13 protein-coding genes are annotated in these 14,891 nt (G+C 64.0%); 7 read left to right on the top strand and 6 right to left on the bottom strand.

The features are described 5' to 3' along the window. Positions 1 to 99: 99 nt before the first annotated feature. A complete protein-coding gene (map, locus tag SAS01S_RS09690; protein ID WP_066807484.1) occupies positions 100 to 927 on the bottom strand; it encodes a type I methionyl aminopeptidase in 828 nt (275 codons plus the stop codon). Positions 928 to 979: 52 nt separating this feature from the next. Here map and SAS01S_RS09685 point away from each other — a divergent pair, with 52 nt between their 5' ends. The 3 genes from SAS01S_RS09685 (at position 980) to SAS01S_RS09675 (ending at position 2,657) form a co-directional block, all read left to right on the top strand. Next, positions 980 to 1,747: a competence/damage-inducible protein A gene (locus tag SAS01S_RS09685; protein WP_066807483.1), complete on the top strand. Its 768-nt coding sequence runs from the start codon at positions 980 to 982 to the stop codon at positions 1,745 to 1,747. 131 nt (positions 1,748 to 1,878) lie between these two features. Continuing rightward, positions 1,879 to 2,283, top strand: a complete 405-nt coding sequence (locus SAS01S_RS09680; RefSeq protein WP_066807482.1) for a CYTH domain-containing protein — start codon at positions 1,879 to 1,881, stop codon at positions 2,281 to 2,283. After that, entirely contained in the window at positions 2,280 to 2,657 is a 378-nt protein-coding gene (locus tag SAS01S_RS09675; protein WP_066807481.1) for a hypothetical protein, read from the top strand. Before SAS01S_RS09680 ends, SAS01S_RS09675 begins: the two co-directional genes overlap by 4 nt. A 27-nt stretch (positions 2,658 to 2,684) precedes the next feature. On the opposite strand, the gene SAS01S_RS22780 is transcribed toward SAS01S_RS09675, so the two are convergent. Beyond that, entirely contained in the window at positions 2,685 to 3,383 is a 699-nt protein-coding gene (locus SAS01S_RS22780) for a class I SAM-dependent methyltransferase (protein WP_066807480.1), read from the bottom strand. Between the two features lie 503 nt (positions 3,384 to 3,886). After that, positions 3,887 to 5,818, bottom strand: coding sequence for a glycoside hydrolase family 127 protein (locus tag SAS01S_RS09665; protein WP_084238763.1), 1,932 nt, complete (start codon positions 5,816 to 5,818; stop codon positions 3,887 to 3,889). Between the two features lie 636 nt (positions 5,819 to 6,454). On the opposite strand from SAS01S_RS09665, the gene SAS01S_RS09660 reads away from it, so the two are divergent. The 3 genes from SAS01S_RS09660 to SAS01S_RS09650 all read left to right on the top strand — a co-directional run bounded on the left by SAS01S_RS09660 (position 6,455) and on the right by SAS01S_RS09650 (position 10,993). Then, complete coding sequence (locus SAS01S_RS09660) at positions 6,455 to 7,435, top strand: ABC transporter substrate-binding protein (protein ID WP_245656829.1); 981 nt, start codon at positions 6,455 to 6,457, stop codon at positions 7,433 to 7,435. 275 nt (positions 7,436 to 7,710) lie between these two features. Then, the gene (locus tag SAS01S_RS09655; RefSeq protein WP_066807477.1) at positions 7,711 to 10,578 is read left to right on the top strand and encodes a TonB-dependent receptor plug domain-containing protein; all 2,868 of its coding nucleotides are present in this window, start codon (positions 7,711 to 7,713) and stop codon (positions 10,576 to 10,578) included. A gap of 73 nt (positions 10,579 to 10,651) precedes the next feature. Next, entirely contained in the window at positions 10,652 to 10,993 is a 342-nt protein-coding gene (locus tag SAS01S_RS09650; RefSeq protein ID WP_066807476.1) for a hypothetical protein, read from the top strand. A gap of 9 nt (positions 10,994 to 11,002) precedes the next feature. On the opposite strand, the gene SAS01S_RS09645 is transcribed toward SAS01S_RS09650, so the two are convergent. Genes SAS01S_RS09645 through SAS01S_RS09635 form a run of 3 tightly spaced genes read right to left on the bottom strand, consistent with a single transcriptional unit; the run spans position 11,003 to position 13,615 of the window. After that, positions 11,003 to 11,449, bottom strand: coding sequence for a hypothetical protein (locus SAS01S_RS09645; protein WP_066807475.1), 447 nt, complete (start codon positions 11,447 to 11,449; stop codon positions 11,003 to 11,005). Further along, positions 11,446 to 12,264, bottom strand: coding sequence for an amidohydrolase family protein (locus SAS01S_RS09640; protein WP_084238761.1), 819 nt, complete (start codon positions 12,262 to 12,264; stop codon positions 11,446 to 11,448). The genes SAS01S_RS09645 and SAS01S_RS09640 overlap by 4 nt, the downstream gene beginning before the upstream one ends. Continuing rightward, a complete protein-coding gene (locus SAS01S_RS09635) occupies positions 12,251 to 13,615 on the bottom strand; it encodes an MFS transporter (protein ID WP_066807473.1) in 1,365 nt (454 codons plus the stop codon). The genes SAS01S_RS09640 and SAS01S_RS09635 overlap by 14 nt, the downstream gene beginning before the upstream one ends. A gap of 193 nt (positions 13,616 to 13,808) precedes the next feature. On the opposite strand from SAS01S_RS09635, the gene SAS01S_RS09630 reads away from it, so the two are divergent. After that, a complete protein-coding gene (locus SAS01S_RS09630) occupies positions 13,809 to 14,804 on the top strand; it encodes a peptidyl-alpha-hydroxyglycine alpha-amidating lyase family protein (RefSeq protein WP_218016280.1) in 996 nt (331 codons plus the stop codon). The last annotated feature ends 87 nt before the right edge of the window (positions 14,805 to 14,891 follow it).

Genomic DNA, 14,891 nt, shown 5'->3' with positions numbered 1-14,891 from the left:
GAAGCTCCCGCTACTGCGCTAACCTGCGCAGTGGATGCCGGGACAAGCCCGGCATGACGGTTGGGGTGGGAGCCTGCCGATTTCCAGCCTTGCGCGCAGTCAATACGGAGGCTGGTCGAAGCCCTTGGGGCTGGCAGTGAAGATCTCGCAGCCATCTTCGGTGATGCCGATCGAATGTTCGAACTGCGCCGACAGCGAGCGGTCGCGGGTCACCGCGGTCCAGCCATCGTCGAGCAGCTTCACATCGGGTTTGCCGATGTTGATCATCGGCTCGATCGTGAAGATCATCCCCGGCTTGAGCTCGGGGCCGGTGCCGGGGCGGCCGACATGGACGACCTCGGGCGCGTCGTGGAACAGCTTGCCGACGCCATGCCCGCAGAAATCGCGCACCACGCCGAAGCGGTGGCGTTCGGCATGAGTCTGGATGGCGTGCGCGACGTCGCCCATCGTATTGCCTGGTCTGGCCTGCTCGATCCCAAGCATCAGGCATTCATAGGTCACGTCGACCAGCCGCTTCGCCCTGATCGGCACATTGTCGCCGACCAGATACATCCGGCTGGTGTCGCCGTGCCAGCCGTCGAGCAACGGAGTTACGTCGATATTGACGATGTCGCCGTCCTTGAGCTGGCGATCCGACGGGATGCCATGGCAGACGACATGGTTGATCGAGATGCAGCTCGAATGCGTATAGCCGCGATAGCCCAGGGTCGCCGGGGCGGCGCCGCCGGCGACCATGAAATTGCGGATCAAATCGTCGAGCTCGGCAGTGGTCACGCCCGGCACGACGTGCGGGACCAGCATATCGAGCGTCTCTGCGGCAAGGCGCCCGGCGCGATGCATGCCGTCGAACGCGTCGCGGCCATACAGCTTGATCGCGCCGTTGCGCGCGAGATTCATGTCGCTGGTGACAGTCACATATTCGGTCATGGCGAACGATATAACGATGACGCGCCGATTTTGCGAGGCTATCGCTGACCCCATGACTGGCCAAGCGAATGAGAGGATCTGGACCGCGGCGCTCGTCGTGATTGGCGACGAGATCCTGTCGGGGCGCACCCAGGACAAGAATGTCGCCCAGATCGCCGCCTGGCTCAATGTTCAGGGCATCCGGCTGGCCGAAGTCCGCGTCGTCGGCGACGTGACCGCAGCGATCGTCGAGGCGGTCAACCAGCTGCGCGCGCGCAACGATTATCTGTTCACCACTGGCGGGATCGGGCCGACGCATGACGACATCACCGTCGATGCGATCGCCGAGGCACTGGGTGTGGGCGTCACGTATCACCCCAAGGCCGTCGCCACGCTCGAGCGCTATTACCAAAGCCGCGGTGGCCTGACCGAGGCGCGCAAGCGGATGGCGCGCGTGCCCGAGGGCGCCGACCTGATCGAGAACCGGATGTCGGGCGCGCCGGGCATCCGCATCGGCAATCTGTTCGTTATGGCAGGCGTGCCGCACATCACCGCGGGCATGCTCGACGGGCTGACCGGCAAGCTCGAAGGCGGGCGTCCGGTGGTCAGCCGCTCGATCGGGTGCTGGGTGCCCGAGAGCGAGGTCGCCGACATTTTGCGCGAGGCCGAAAAGGCGCATGAAGGCGTCGCGATCGGCAGTTATCCGTTCTTTCGCGACGGCCGCGTCGGCGCAAACTTCGTGGTGCGGAGCCCCGATCAGGCATTGGTCGACACTACCATCGCCGACCTGACGGCGCGGCTGGAGGCGGCGGGCCGAGAGGTCGTCGCGGGCGGCATCTGACCGCGCACCACATCCCGAAATATAGCGTCGTCGAACGCGAACGGCGCTTCCTCGTCGACCCGGCGCTGGCGCCCGCGCTCGATGCGTCGGCGGGGCGGCTGACCGAGGATCGCTATCTGCCTGGCGCCGGCTTGCGGTTGCGCCGCGTGACCGCGCCCGATGGGTCGGTGGTATACAAGCTCGGCAAGAAATATCCCGGCGCGGGCCTGTCGTCGCGGCCGATGACCAACATCTATCTCGACGCGACTGAATATGGCGCGCTGGCGGCGCTGCCGGCGGCCGTTTTGGTCAAACGGCGGCATGATGTCGGCGGCGGGTTCGCGATTGACGTTTTCGAGGGCACGCTGGCCGGACTGATGTTGGCAGAGATATCCGCTGACGACGACGCCGCGCTAGTAGCAATCATCGTGCCGTCCTGGTGCGCCGTCGAGGTTACCGAGGACGTCGCTTATGCCGGCGGCACGCTTGCGATAGACGGGTGGCACGCGACGGCCGCCCAACGCGTTGTCACGATAGCAGAAGGAGACGAGCGATGAAGGTCGGTGCGATGATGCTGGTGCCCGCAATCTTGCTTGCCGGCTGTGGCAGTGGAAGTGCCGGCGGCAATGCCACGGCGCCGGCCGCCCCGGCAACGCCCGATCCGGTCGAGGTCAAGTTCCGCGCGCTCAATCCCGTACAGCAGCGTGTCACGCTGTTCCGCGCGATCTACGACGCCGATTACACATGCAAGAAGATCGTCTCGATCGCCGAAAAGCCACGTAACGAAGGTCAGCCGGTATGGCTGGTAACCTGCGACGACCAAGGCGAATATGTGATCACGTTGGTGCCGGGCGGCACCTTCACCGTCAGCGGCGTTCCGCAACCCAAGGGTGGCTTTCGACGCGCGAGCCCGAGTCCGTCGCCGCAATAGAGGTGGCGACATAGCCGTGGTTCGCCTTCAAATGCTCAGCGCAGCAAATAAGTGCCCAGTCGGCAATTGGCCCGTGCGGAGGGTCCTTTCAGAAGCGATCCGGGCGAGGAAATAGCGCCAGCTTTCGGGACTCCAGAAGTTGATATGGCCCGCATAGGAGTCGAACTCCGAGTGATATTCCTTGGCGGGAAGGTGGTCCTCCCGCCCATCGGGAACGGTCAATATGAGCGTGCCGCTGGCCGACACGATCTCGAGCAAGCGCCTGACCACCGCTTCAGGATCCACCGTATGTTCAAGCACTTCCATCAGGAAAACCACGTCGTAGCGGGATGACGTCGGAAGGTCCGAAAGCGCGCTGAAGAACAATTCGGCATCGGGGCAGGCCCGGTTGGCCATCGCCAGCTTCACATCGCTGACGTCGCATCCGAAGAGGGCGGACTCCGGATATCTCGCCCGCATGAGATGCAGCAAGGCCCCCGCATGGCACCCGATGTCCAATACGCGCTTACCGGCAATGTCGACGTCTTCGGCGTCGCATCGATCGAGCAGAAGGCGGGCCATCGCTAGACGGCTTGCGTCGAAATAATGCTCGAGGAATGCCGGCGTCGGCCATTCCCCGGTCAGCGCATTGGGCTGCACCACCGGAAGGATTTCCTGGAGCAAGTTCGCAGCGTTGCGCGCATCGGCTGGTGTCGGCCGATATCGCGCGCCAGGATCGGTCCTCACGACCCTGTACCCGTAACGCGCAAATGCGGACTGAACCAGGTTTTTACCGAGGGATATTGGAGAGTGGATCATCTGTCCTCCGTCGCGTAAGCGCGCCAGTTGTGGAGTCCGAAGTCGAGCTTGCTTCATGTGCTGCCACAGGCGGCTCCTCTCGGGACTCCGATTGTCGCGCATCTCCGTCTCAACACGATCGGGTCCACCTCGGTCGGTTGCGCCTCCGATGATCGATGCGCTGCACATCGCGGCAACGCGCCGCACCTCCCGAGCGCCCTCTGTGAACCTGCAGAGGGCGGGGAAGCGGACAAAATCGACGGTCGCCTGAGGCATGGCAGCCATTGGATAGCCTTCGAGGGCAAACGGAAAGCGGTTATCCGTTCATTCGACGCCATCAACGGCTCGGCCGGCCCGTTATCGGCAGTGAGGTCGGTCAGAAATGTGGGCGTATGCCTGTCGGATGCAACTCGGCGCTCCGCCTTCCCGACTCCGCCCAGTCACCGGCGCGGCTAAACGACTTCTGAATACGCAGCGAACCGCTCGTTACTGTCGGTCAGCGGGCGCAGTTCGACCGTTCGGGCGCCGAGATCGGCGACAAAGTGTAGCGGCTTGCCGGCGACCGGCCGCACTCTGGCGGGCAGGTCGGCGGGCAGGCGCTGGGCGGCTACGGGCGGCGGCGCCTTGTCCATGGCCGGGCCTTGATCGTGCATGCGCGCGGCCGGAATGTCGCCAAGCGGCAATTGCTGTGCCAGCACCACTGGCCCATGGACCAAAGCGGCGACGTTCGGCCGATCCTCAAACGCCTCCCAGCGGGTGGTCATCGGCAGGTCGAGCGTGACCTTGTCGCCGGCGCGCCACGTGCGGGCGATCGAGAGATAATTACCGGGTGCCGTCATCGCGCCGACCGGGCGGCCGTTCACCGTCACGCGCGCCGCTTCGCTCGTCCAGCCCGGGATGCGCAGGCGCAATATCCATGGCCGCCCGCTCGTGGCCTCGACATGCATCGTGCTGGAGGCTGTGTGGGGGAAGCTGGTCTCCTGGCGCAGCCGCACGCCGTCAGGTCCGGTCGCGCGCGAAGGGATGAACAGATTGACCCAGATGCCCTGCGCGTCACGGGCATAGATCATCCGATTGAGGGTCGCGAAGTCCTCGAGCCCCGAACCATTGCAGCACCAGAAGGTCGTCTCCTCCGTGCCCCAGGTTTTCCACGCGCCGGGAGTGAGCGAGAGAAAGTAGGCGGTGAGCCCCGTGTCGGGCTGGATCGTGCTCAGCCGCTGGTTGATCAGGATCCGCTCGTAATAATCGGCGATCGCAGCGCTCGGCTGGCGCAGGAAGCGCTGGGTGCCGAGCTTGAGCATGTTGTACGAGCAGCAGCTTTCCTGATGATTTTGGCCATTCTCCCACTCGGCCGCGAGGTGGTGGGGCTCGGTGCACCAATGTTCGTTGTTGCTGCTGCCGCCGGTGGCATAGGTGCGCACGCCAGTGACGGTATCCCAGAAAAAGTCGGATACGTCGCCAAAGCGACGGTCGCCGGTCAGCGCGAAGCGGCGATCCGCCCCGATCACCTGAGGCACGTGCGTGTTCATGTGCAGCCCGCGCAAGGCATCCTTGCTGCCCGCCAGCGCCTCGAACACCCGCTTCTTGGTAAAGCGGTCGCCCACCGCGATCCACTGCGCGTCGCCGGTGATGGCGGCAAGCCGGTACAGCGCGTCGTTCATGCCGCCGAACTCGACCTCGAGTATCTTTTGCATGTCCTGCTCGGCGCGCGCCGCGGTCCAGGCATCGGTCCAGCGGGCCATTTCGGTGACCATCGCGAGCGCCTGGCTGTTGCCGGCAAGCTCATGCATGTCGAGCAAGCCCGCCATGATCTTGTGAAAAGTGTAGAATGGGACCCACACGTCGGCGCCGACCGCGAGCCGGTCGAAATAGGACGTCGGAAAGGCGCTGAGATAGCCTTTCTTGTCGATCTTGCACTGACACTCCGCGAGGCCGGCAACGATACGATCGCTACGTTGCTTGAGCTCGGCGTCGCCCGTCGCCGCATACGCAAGCGCGCAACCGGACAGGTAATGACCGACGAAATGACCGCGCAATTCGCAGGTCGGATCCTCCCAGCCGCCGAGCGGGCGCGCGCTGCTGGGTAACCCCGCATTGAGGCGGAACACGTGGAGCAACCGTTCCGGGTCGAGCCGCTTCAGATAGGCGATGTTCGCCGCCTGCGCCTGCGCATACGGACTGTCGAGCAAAACCACTTCGCTCGGCGCGAGCAGCTCAGCGATCGTCGGGACCGGCTTGATCGGGGCAGGCGCGATTTTTGCGAACACCGGCGGAGTTGCGACGTTGTTCCACTCTGCCGCCGCCCGTCCGGCCCATCCCAGTGCAACCGGCGACGCCGCCAGCCATCGGGCAAATCGGCGACGAGTAACGGGGGTATCGAGCACCTGCGCCTCTCCTTCTTTTTGTCTGATTAATTCCAGAGGAGGTGGCGCGCAATGCTTCCGGTGCGATCCCCAACTTTCAGGCGATCGGCCGAATCGGCAGCTTTAGTGCAGCGCTAATCAGGATTTCTGCGGTTCCGGGCTGGAGCGGGTGAAGGGAATCGAGCCCTCGTCGTAAGCTTGGGAATTGGAACTGGTAAGTAACTAGCGTACTGAAATCATTGGATTTTGTTAAATCCTCGCGAAGTTTGCCCAAGTGGTGGGAAAAATGTGGGGTAACACCTGATCTGTCGATATATTTATACATGAAATCAACCTACTAGAAGACAATCTGAGCTTCCTCCGTCTCCGCCAGGGCTGGATGCCCGACACAATGATTTAGCGGCCGGCTCGGCCGCGGTTAAGTCATCGATGCAAAGCGGTGGGGCTCGTAACCGTCGAGACGAGCCGCCGCGATGGTATCGCTCGCCGCTCGGCACGAGCTGGCGGGGCACTTTTACATCCGCGCATGCCACTCGTCTCTTCCACGAAGATCTCGAACAGGCGCCGGCAATATGCTGTGACAACGGGCTCGCGCAAAGCTTCGGCTCTTTCAATAATCACCCTGGCTTATAATAGTCGGCGGGCAAGGAGAGGTTGATGATTGATTGGCAGCGACCAATTCACGTGACGACGATGCTGGTCGCACTGGCGGGATGCGCACCGCATGCCGGCGTGAAGTCCGCCGCGGCGATCGCGCCGATTGCAGTGTCGGGCAGCACCGCCACGATCGAGATCGCGCCGGTATTGCTGGCGGCACGCAATCTGTATCCGGCGGGCGCGACGGTCAGCAATGGCGGCATCCCCAATCTGTTCGACGCGAGCCGGCCTGCCGATATCGCCACGCATGCGGAGACCCAGGCATTGCGCTATTCGATCGCGCATCCCGACATTCGCATCATTCTTACCGTTACCGAAGGGCGCTACCGCATCATCGCGCGTCGCTCGGCCGGGATCGGGCGGATCGCCGATCTCAAGGGCAAAAAGATCGCGACGCTGGCGACCACCTCGGCCGGCTATTTCCTCGCGCGAATGCTCGCCCAGGAGGGGCTGAGCTTCGCCGATATCACTCCCGTGCGCATATCGCCGCTCGAGGGCATCGGTCCGGCGCTCGAACGGCGCGAGGTCGATGCGGTGGCGATCTGGGAGCCGCATGGTGGCAATGCCGCGCGCGAGCTCGGCGACGATATCGTCATCTTCCCTGGCGATGGCATCTATCGCGAATTGTTCAACCTCAATACCACCGCGGCTAATCTCGCCGATCCCGCCAAGCGCCGGCGAATCACTGAATTCGTCCGAGCGGTGATCGCCGCGAGCGCGCGGATTCGTCGCGATCCGGCCCCGGCTCAGGCACTGGTCGCGGCGACCGCAGGCTTTGGTGCGGAGGAAGTAGCGGGTGCGTGGCCGACGCTCTCCTTTCCGGCGGCGCTGCCTGCCGATCTGCTCGATGAGCTGGTGGCGCAAGAGCAATGGCTGGCCACGCAGGACAAGCGCGCCCCGCGATCGCGCGACGCGCTGTCGCAGCTTATCGACACCAGTGTCTACAATGACGCGCTGGCGATGGGGCCGATAGCGCGATGATTCGCAAGGAGATGATCCAAACATAAGCCAGGCTGCGATTTTAGGTTGTCAGCCTGCCTTATGTGCCATAAACAACTGTCGTTCGTTAATCCGGAATGGATTGCGGACCCATCGAACGCTTCGGGTGTGACCCCGGTGCGGATTGGGAACAACAAGCAAGCATCTTGCGATGCAGCGGGAGCAACGGTGCCAAAGCCGGCCTCGCAATTGCCCGGAGAGGGGAGGCTGATATGGCGCTTTTTATGAATCGTGGTCCCGCATCATGGCTGCACTGCATGATGGCCACCACCGCACTCACCACCGCCACATTCGCCGGCGGTGCCGCGTTCGCGCAGACCAGCGCAACGCCGGCCAGCACCGCCCAGGCCGAACCGGCGCCGGCGGCCGTCGATGGCCAGGCCGAGCCGCAGGAAGGCGAGATCGTCGTCACGGCGTCGCGCACCGCCACCAATGGCCTCCAGGCGCCGACGCCAACCCAGGTGCTGGGTGCCGACGTGATCGAAAAACAGGGCGCCACCACCGTCATGGAGGTGCTCAACCAGAACCCGGCGTTCAAGGCGACACGCTCGCCCGGCGCCAACGCCACCAACACCTCGAGCCCCGCCGCGGCCACTGCCGATCTGCGCGCGCTGGGCGGCCAGCGCACGCTGGTGCTGGTCAACCAGTCGCGCGTGGTGCCATTCGCGCCGGCGAGCAACCTCGGCGTGCCGACCACTACCGATCTCAACCTGTTCCCGACGCTGATGATCGAGCGCGTCGATGTCGTCACCGGCGGTGCCTCGGCGCTGTACGGTTCGGACGCCGTCTCCGGCGTCGTCAACATCGTCATGAAGAAGAAATATCAGGGCCTCGAAGTCACCGCACAGGCGGGTGTTTCGCAATATGGCGACTATGGCACCCGGCGCATCGGTTTTATCGGCGGCACCAGCTTCAACGGCGATCGGGGCCATATCGTCCTCAGCGGCGATTATTCGACGAATGACGGCGTCGGCGACATCTACAATCGCGACTGGGGCCGCGACGAGTACATGATCGTCAGCAATGGCCAGCGGACCACCCCCGGCACCGCTGGCTTCGGCCAACCGGCCTTCATCCTTGCCAAGCACGTCCACAATAATCTCGGCGCTGGCAGCGTCATCATCAGTTCCATTCCGGGGCTGACCAACATGACGTTCAATCCGGACGGCACGATCCGTCCATTCCAGAAGGGCTCGATCTTCGGCGGCTCGACAATGATCGGCGGCGAAGGCACCTCGATCATCACCGGCACGGCGCTGGTTCCCAAGGTCGAGCGCGAGACCGCCTATGGCAGCCTCTATTATGATTTTTCGGACTCGCTGACCGGCTATATCGAAGGGGGCTATTCGCGTTCCGTCGGCATCCTCGATGGTGTTCCGATCCGCCTGTCCAGCCAGGCGATCCGTCGAGACAACGCCTTCATTCCGGCGCAGGTGATGGCATTGCTGCCGGCGACGACGCAAAGCTTCAACATCAGTCGGATCGGCATCGATATCGGCATCAACCGCTACGAAATCACCAATGAGACCCCACACGGCACAATCGGCTTCCAAGGGCGGCTCGGCGGGTCGTGGAAATGGGATGCGCATGCATCCTATGGGATCAATTATTATTCCTCGGCGACCTTCAACAATCCGGTCACCGCCAAGCTGAACTTCGCGATCGACGCGGTCCGCGACGGTTCCGGCAACATCGTCTGCCGCGGCGTCCGGGATGGCGTCGCTGCCGCTGCCGGTTGCCAGCCGCTCAACCTGTTCGGCGAAGGCAATACCACCGCCGCCGCGCGCAATTATATCTGGGGCGAAGGCCTCGCCAAGGTGAAGTACGATCAGTTCACCACTGCCGCCAACATCGTCGGCGAGCCCTTCTCGACCTGGGCGGGTCCGGTCTCCGTGGCGTTCGGCGGCGAATATCGCCGCGAAACCGAGAAGCTGACCGCCGACGCGGTGGGCGCCAGCAACGGCTTCCTCACCGCCGGCAATGCGGTTCCCTATAAGGGCGCCTTCAACGTCAAGGAAGGTTATATCGAGGCGACGGTTCCGCTCGCCAAGGATTTGCCGTTCCTCCACAATCTGGGCGTCAACGGCGCGTTCCGTTACGCCGATTACAGCACCGTCGGCGGCCAGACCGCGTGGAAGGCGGGCGCGGTGTGGGAACCGGTCGATGGGCTGAACATCCGCATTGCCCGTTCACGCGACATCCGGGCGCCCGCGATCAACGAATTGTATAGCCCGGGCAGCAACGTCACCAACGCGGTGACGATGGTCGTCGACGGCGTCACCAAGAGCCCCGTGATCCCGCAGAACACCAGTATGGGCAATCCCAAGGTCGGCCCTGAATTCTCGAAGACCTTCACGGTCGGCGCGGCCTATCGCGGTCGCGGCGCGCTGAGCGGTCTCGGCATCTCGGTCGACTATTACAATATCAAGATCGAAGACGCGATCACCAACCTGTCGACGGCCAACATCGCGTCGCTGTGCAGCGCGGGCGAAGCGTATTTCTGCAACCTGTTCACCTATGGGCCCGATCTCTCTACCGCCAATCCGAACGATCGGATCCATACCGCGCTGAACGCGGGCTCGCTCAATGTCGGCGCCTTCGCCCAGAAGGGTATCGACGTGACCCTGAACTACGGCACGCGTCTCGACTTTCTGGGCTCGGGCGGCCACGGGAGCATCGCCGCGAGCGGGACCTATGTCCTCCACGCGTTGGTCGATTCGGGCACCGGCGCCGCGCCGATCGATCGTGCCGGCGAGAATGGCTGGGCCAATCTCGGCGCGATTCCGCACTTCCGGGGCAATCTGTCCACGACCCTGGGCACCAATGCGTGGGAACTGACGCTGCAGACGATCTTCATCAGCAAGGGCGTCCAGGACGTGACGTACAACACGCTGCCGACCAACACGATCAATAACAACAGGGTGCCGGCGGTTACCTATTTCAACCTGTTCGGAAAGCTCTTCGCCGGAGAGGACAAGAAGTTCGAATTCTTCTGGGCGGTCAACAACCTGTTCGACAAGGATCCGCCGCCCGTCCCGTACACGATCCTCAACGGCCCGGTGAACGGCCAATATTACGACAAGGTCGGTCGCTCCTTCATGCTCGGAGCGCGCGCGCGCTTCTGATCCGACGCCGACGAACGAAAGGGCGCCCCATGCCGGGGCGCTCTTTTTACATCACGTTCAGAAAGGTTTTTCAGTGGGTGATATCGTGCGGGTGACCCTGTTTCCGTCGGGTGTCGAGGATGCCACCGACCGGCAGATCGTGCTCGACCTGGCGATCGACGCCGACGGCGCGGCGGTCGGCCCGTTTCCCGCGTTCGGCCGCATCGGCGATTTCAAACGGCCTGGAACGCTGTTTCCGTTCACGCTGATGGGCGACGGGCGGCTCGATTACGGCGCACATGCCGGCGATGTGCCGACCCAGGACAAGCTCGCGATCCGCAACGAAGTGCTGGCTCCTGGCGCCGAAATCCTCCGAACCGGCGGCGACCGCAGCGAGTCGTTCGTGATCGCAATCGTGACGTCGCTCACCGCGTGATGCGGCGGCTTAGCTGAAATTGAGCTGATCGCCGCCGCGGAACAGATTCTTGAGTTCGCGCAACGTGCACAGCCAGCGTCCCTCGCTTTCGTCCCAGCGGAACGTCTCGGTCGCCTGGCTGATTCGGGTGGGCACGCGGCTTTCGAGCGGCGCCTCGCCATCGGCGGCCCATAGCAGCATGAACCACGTCGCGGTGGCGCCGCCCTGCTCGTCGAATTCGGCGCGGAAATTGGTGAAGGCATGGATCGACATGCGCGCGCCGCGGCCTTCGCGCCAGCTGTAGAAGCCCTGGATCGCCTCGCGCCCCTCGAGCTTGAGCCCGCCCGAGCGATAGACCGCCTCCGGGGCATAATAGTCGCTCGCCTGGCGGCCCCAATTATTGTCCACGTCGTGCCAGAAATCGGCGAGCCCCATTTCGAGTTCGGCAGTGGCGATGGCGCGCTCGCGGCGATTCATGGGCTGTGGCTCCGTATGTTGAAATAAAGGTCGAGTGCGGTTGCGTCTATTGCCCGGCGGGTCGCCGCGTCGGGAACAAGGCGATGATACAAGGCCAGCGTGTCGGCATAGGTGGTGCCGGCTTCGTGGTTCACGAACGGCGCGTCGCTGCCCCATAGCAGGCGCTCGGGTCCTGCTTCGGCGAGCAAGCGCGTGGCGCATTCGGCGGCAATCGCAGGGGGCAGGCGGAAGCCCGCCGAAATCTTGACCCATGTCCGGCTGCCGGCAACCGCGTGGAGCAGCGCGTCGGTGCCGCTGCGGCGTTCGCTCTCGTCGCGCGAGGGGACGCCAAAATGATCGACCACCAACGGTACGTCCGCGAAGTGCGGCAGCAGCGCCGGCAATTGCGCGCTGCCGGCGAGCAATTCGACATGCAACCCGCATTGGGCGATCCGCCCCAAAAACCCGCACCACGGCTCCTCCGCCAGGTTGGGAAGGTCGGCGAGCCGCCGCCAGGTCAGCCGCACCCCGACCACGCCTCGCTCGGCCCATGCGCGCAACTGCTCTGCGCTGGTCTCCGGTCCGGCGAGCACTGTCGCGCGCAGCCGGGAATGCGCCGCCAGCGCCGCGAGCGTATAGGCGTTGCCGTCATCGAACAGGCTCGCCGCCGCGATTACCCCGCGGCCGATGCCATGGGCGTCGAGATCGGCCAGCCAGGCCTCGACCGGATAGTCATAGTCCGGCCGCGAATGCGCGTTCGCCGCGAACGGCATTGCCCGGGTAAAGATATGGGCATGGGTATCGATTGCCGGCACGGGCGCGTCAGCCGCGTCCATGCCCGACCTTGATCACCTGCGGCGCGCCCTTCAGGCTCATCAGCCAGAACGTGAAGAGCCCCCCGCATATCAGCGGCACGCCGAGCATCGCGAAGATGCCGATCGGTCCGAAGCCTTCGCTCAGCACGAACGTGCCGAATAACGGCGCCCAGATCGATACGACGCGGGCGGCGCCATAGGTCCAGCCGACACCGGTGGCGCGGCTGCGTGTGGGGTAGAGGGCAGCGGCAAGCGCGGGAATGCTGGCCTGACCACCGTGCTGGCACATCCCCATGAAGGCGACCGCGACGTACATGCCGGCGCCTGGAGCGAGCAAGCCGACCATCGTCGCGCTCAACCCCGCGAGCAGGAAGGCGCCGGTCATCACGCGCTTGAAGCCCAGTCGGTCGATGAAGAAGCCGATCGTGAGCATGCCGATGAAGCCGGCGGCGGTGTTGATGCCGTTGATCAGCGCCACCTGCTGAAGCGACAATCCGATCACGTCCTTGAAGATCGTCGTCTTCCACACGCCCGCGGTGATGAACACGAAGCTGGAGATCGCGATTCCCCACATCAGGAATGTCCGCAGCAAGTGGCCGCGGCCGAAAATGTCGGAGAGCAGGATCGCAAGAGGGGGGCGATCCTGCTTGGGCACTACGGCAAACAGGACGTCGGCATCGCCGGAGACCGACGGCCGCATCCGCTTGGTCAGCGCGGAAATGGCGGGATCGTGCGGGTTGCGTGCGACCAGCGACCGCAGCGATTCGGGAAGGAAGAAATAGATCAGGGGAAGCATGATCGCGGGCAGCACCACGGCAATCCAGAATGCGCCGCGCCACCCGAACGGCGCCAGGACGAAGGCTTGCATCAGCGAGCCCAGCATCGCGCCGATCATCGTGCCGCTGACCGTGATCGTGCTGACCGTCGCGCGCAGCCGCTTGGGTGCGGTCTCGGCGGCGAGCGTGACCAGGATCGGGATCATCGCGGTGCCGCAAAAGCCGGCGGCAAAGCGGCAGGCCGTGAACGGCAGCAGCGACTTGGTGGTGAGGATCGCCAGCGCGCTGAGCATCATGCCGAGATAGCAGAACAGCAGCACGCGCGGCCGTCCGATTCGGTCGGCCAGCGGGGGAATGACGAACGCGCCGGCGAGCATGCCGACCTGTTGAGCGACCAGTGCCGACGTGATCGCCGTCGTCGCCACGCCGAAGTCCTTGGCGAGCGCCGGGAGCACCCAGCCGACGACATACAATTCATAGCCGTCGATCGCAGCCAGGGCCGTGCACAGGATCAGGACGATCAGATGAAAGCGGTTGAATTTGAGCCCGTCCAGGAACGTGTCCACGTCGATCGGCCGAGCGCCAGTGTCCGTCATGCAAATCCCTCCCGGTGCGGTGATGGGTTGGCCACCTATCCCGTTCGCCAATTGGCGTTATCATATGTCGTTCGCTATGTACAAATGTCCAAGCAACGATATATGTCAGCTTGGCTTAGGGACGAGCGGACGTCTAGGCTGGTTTTTTGATAATCCGTCGGGGAGCGAAATGCCTGGTGCGGCGACCGAGATAGTGCCTACGTTCGACGTGGCGGCGGATTGGGAGCGCCTGCCGGCGGGCGTCTCGCATCGCGACGTCACAGGGGTAGCCGTCGATTCGCGGGATCGCGTCTATCTGTTCGTGCGCTTTCCGCACCGCGTTCTGGTCTATGAGCGCGACGGCAGCTTCGTCCGCAGCTGGGGCGACGATGTCTTCACCATGGCGCACGGCCTGACGATCGGCCCCGACGACCGGGTCTATTGCGTCGACAATGGCGATCACAGCATTCGCGTCTTCAGCCTCGATGGCGAGCCGATCATGACCCTCGGCGTGCCCGGCCAGGCATCGGACACGGGCTACGATCCCAAGCCCCCCTACGACGTCCATGCCTGCGAATGCATCGCCTATCCCGGAGGGCCGTTCAATCGCTGCTGCAACCTCGCGGTGGCGCCAAGCGGCGAGCTCTATGTCGCCGACGGCTATGGCAATTGCCGCGTCCATCGCTTCAGCGCTGCCGGCGACCTGATCCAGTCATGGGGGGAGATCGGTACCGGTCCCGGCGAATTCCACCTCCCGCACGGTATCGGCTGCGACGCCGCGGGGCGCGTATTGGTCTGCGATCGCGAGAATGACCGTATTCAGGTGTTCAGCGCTGCCGGCGACTATCTCGAGCAATGGACCGACGTTCAACGCCCGTGCGATATCGCCATCGACGGCAACGGCATCATCTATGTCGCCGAGCTGTGGCGGCCCAAGGGCAAGAAGAGCTTCGTCCTCGGCGAAATGCATCAGGACCATCCCGGCCGCGTCACGTTGCTCAGCCCCGAGGGCAAGGTCCTGGATCGCTGGGGCGGTTCGTCCGAACACCGCCACGCCCCGGGCAATTTCATCGCACCGCACGGCATTGCGGTCGACAGCCATGGCGACGTCTATGTTGCCGAAGTGCCTTACAGTTTCGCGATCCGTCCCGGCTGGATCCCCGAGGAGCACGGCGACCACCAGATCCAGAAATTCGTCCGCCGGACCTGAGCCGGCGGCAACCACCTAGGAGAAGAGACAATGCGGCGTTCCACGGACCATATCCTGACGACTCACGGCGGGAATCTGCCGCGTCCC

This window comes from Sphingomonas asaccharolytica NBRC 15499 (assembly GCF_001598355.1).
Classification (GTDB): Bacteria; Pseudomonadota; Alphaproteobacteria; order Sphingomonadales; family Sphingomonadaceae; genus Sphingomonas; species Sphingomonas asaccharolytica.
This window is presented reverse-complemented; position numbering and strand designations above follow the sequence as displayed.

What these genes read in the sequence shown, in the direction of transcription:
- SAS01S_RS09685 (WP_066807483.1), top strand. Translation starts at nt 980, where the DNA reads ATGACTGGCCAAGCGAATGAGAGGATCTGGACCGCGGCGCTCGTCGTG.
- map (WP_066807484.1), bottom strand. Translation starts at nt 927, where the DNA reads ATGACCGAATATGTGACTGTCACCAGCGACATGAATCTCGCGCGCAAC.
- SAS01S_RS09675 (WP_066807481.1), top strand. Translation starts at nt 2,280, where the DNA reads ATGAAGGTCGGTGCGATGATGCTGGTGCCCGCAATCTTGCTTGCCGGC.
- SAS01S_RS09645 (WP_066807475.1), bottom strand. Translation starts at nt 11,449, where the DNA reads ATGAATCGCCGCGAGCGCGCCATCGCCACTGCCGAACTCGAAATGGGG.
- SAS01S_RS09660 (WP_245656829.1), top strand. Translation starts at nt 6,455, where the DNA reads ATGATTGATTGGCAGCGACCAATTCACGTGACGACGATGCTGGTCGCA.
- SAS01S_RS09640 (WP_084238761.1), bottom strand. Translation starts at nt 12,264, where the DNA reads ATGGACGCGGCTGACGCGCCCGTGCCGGCAATCGATACCCATGCCCAT.
- SAS01S_RS09655 (WP_066807477.1), top strand. Translation starts at nt 7,711, where the DNA reads ATGATGGCCACCACCGCACTCACCACCGCCACATTCGCCGGCGGTGCC.
- SAS01S_RS09635 (WP_066807473.1), bottom strand. Translation starts at nt 13,615, where the DNA reads ATGACGGACACTGGCGCTCGGCCGATCGACGTGGACACGTTCCTGGAC.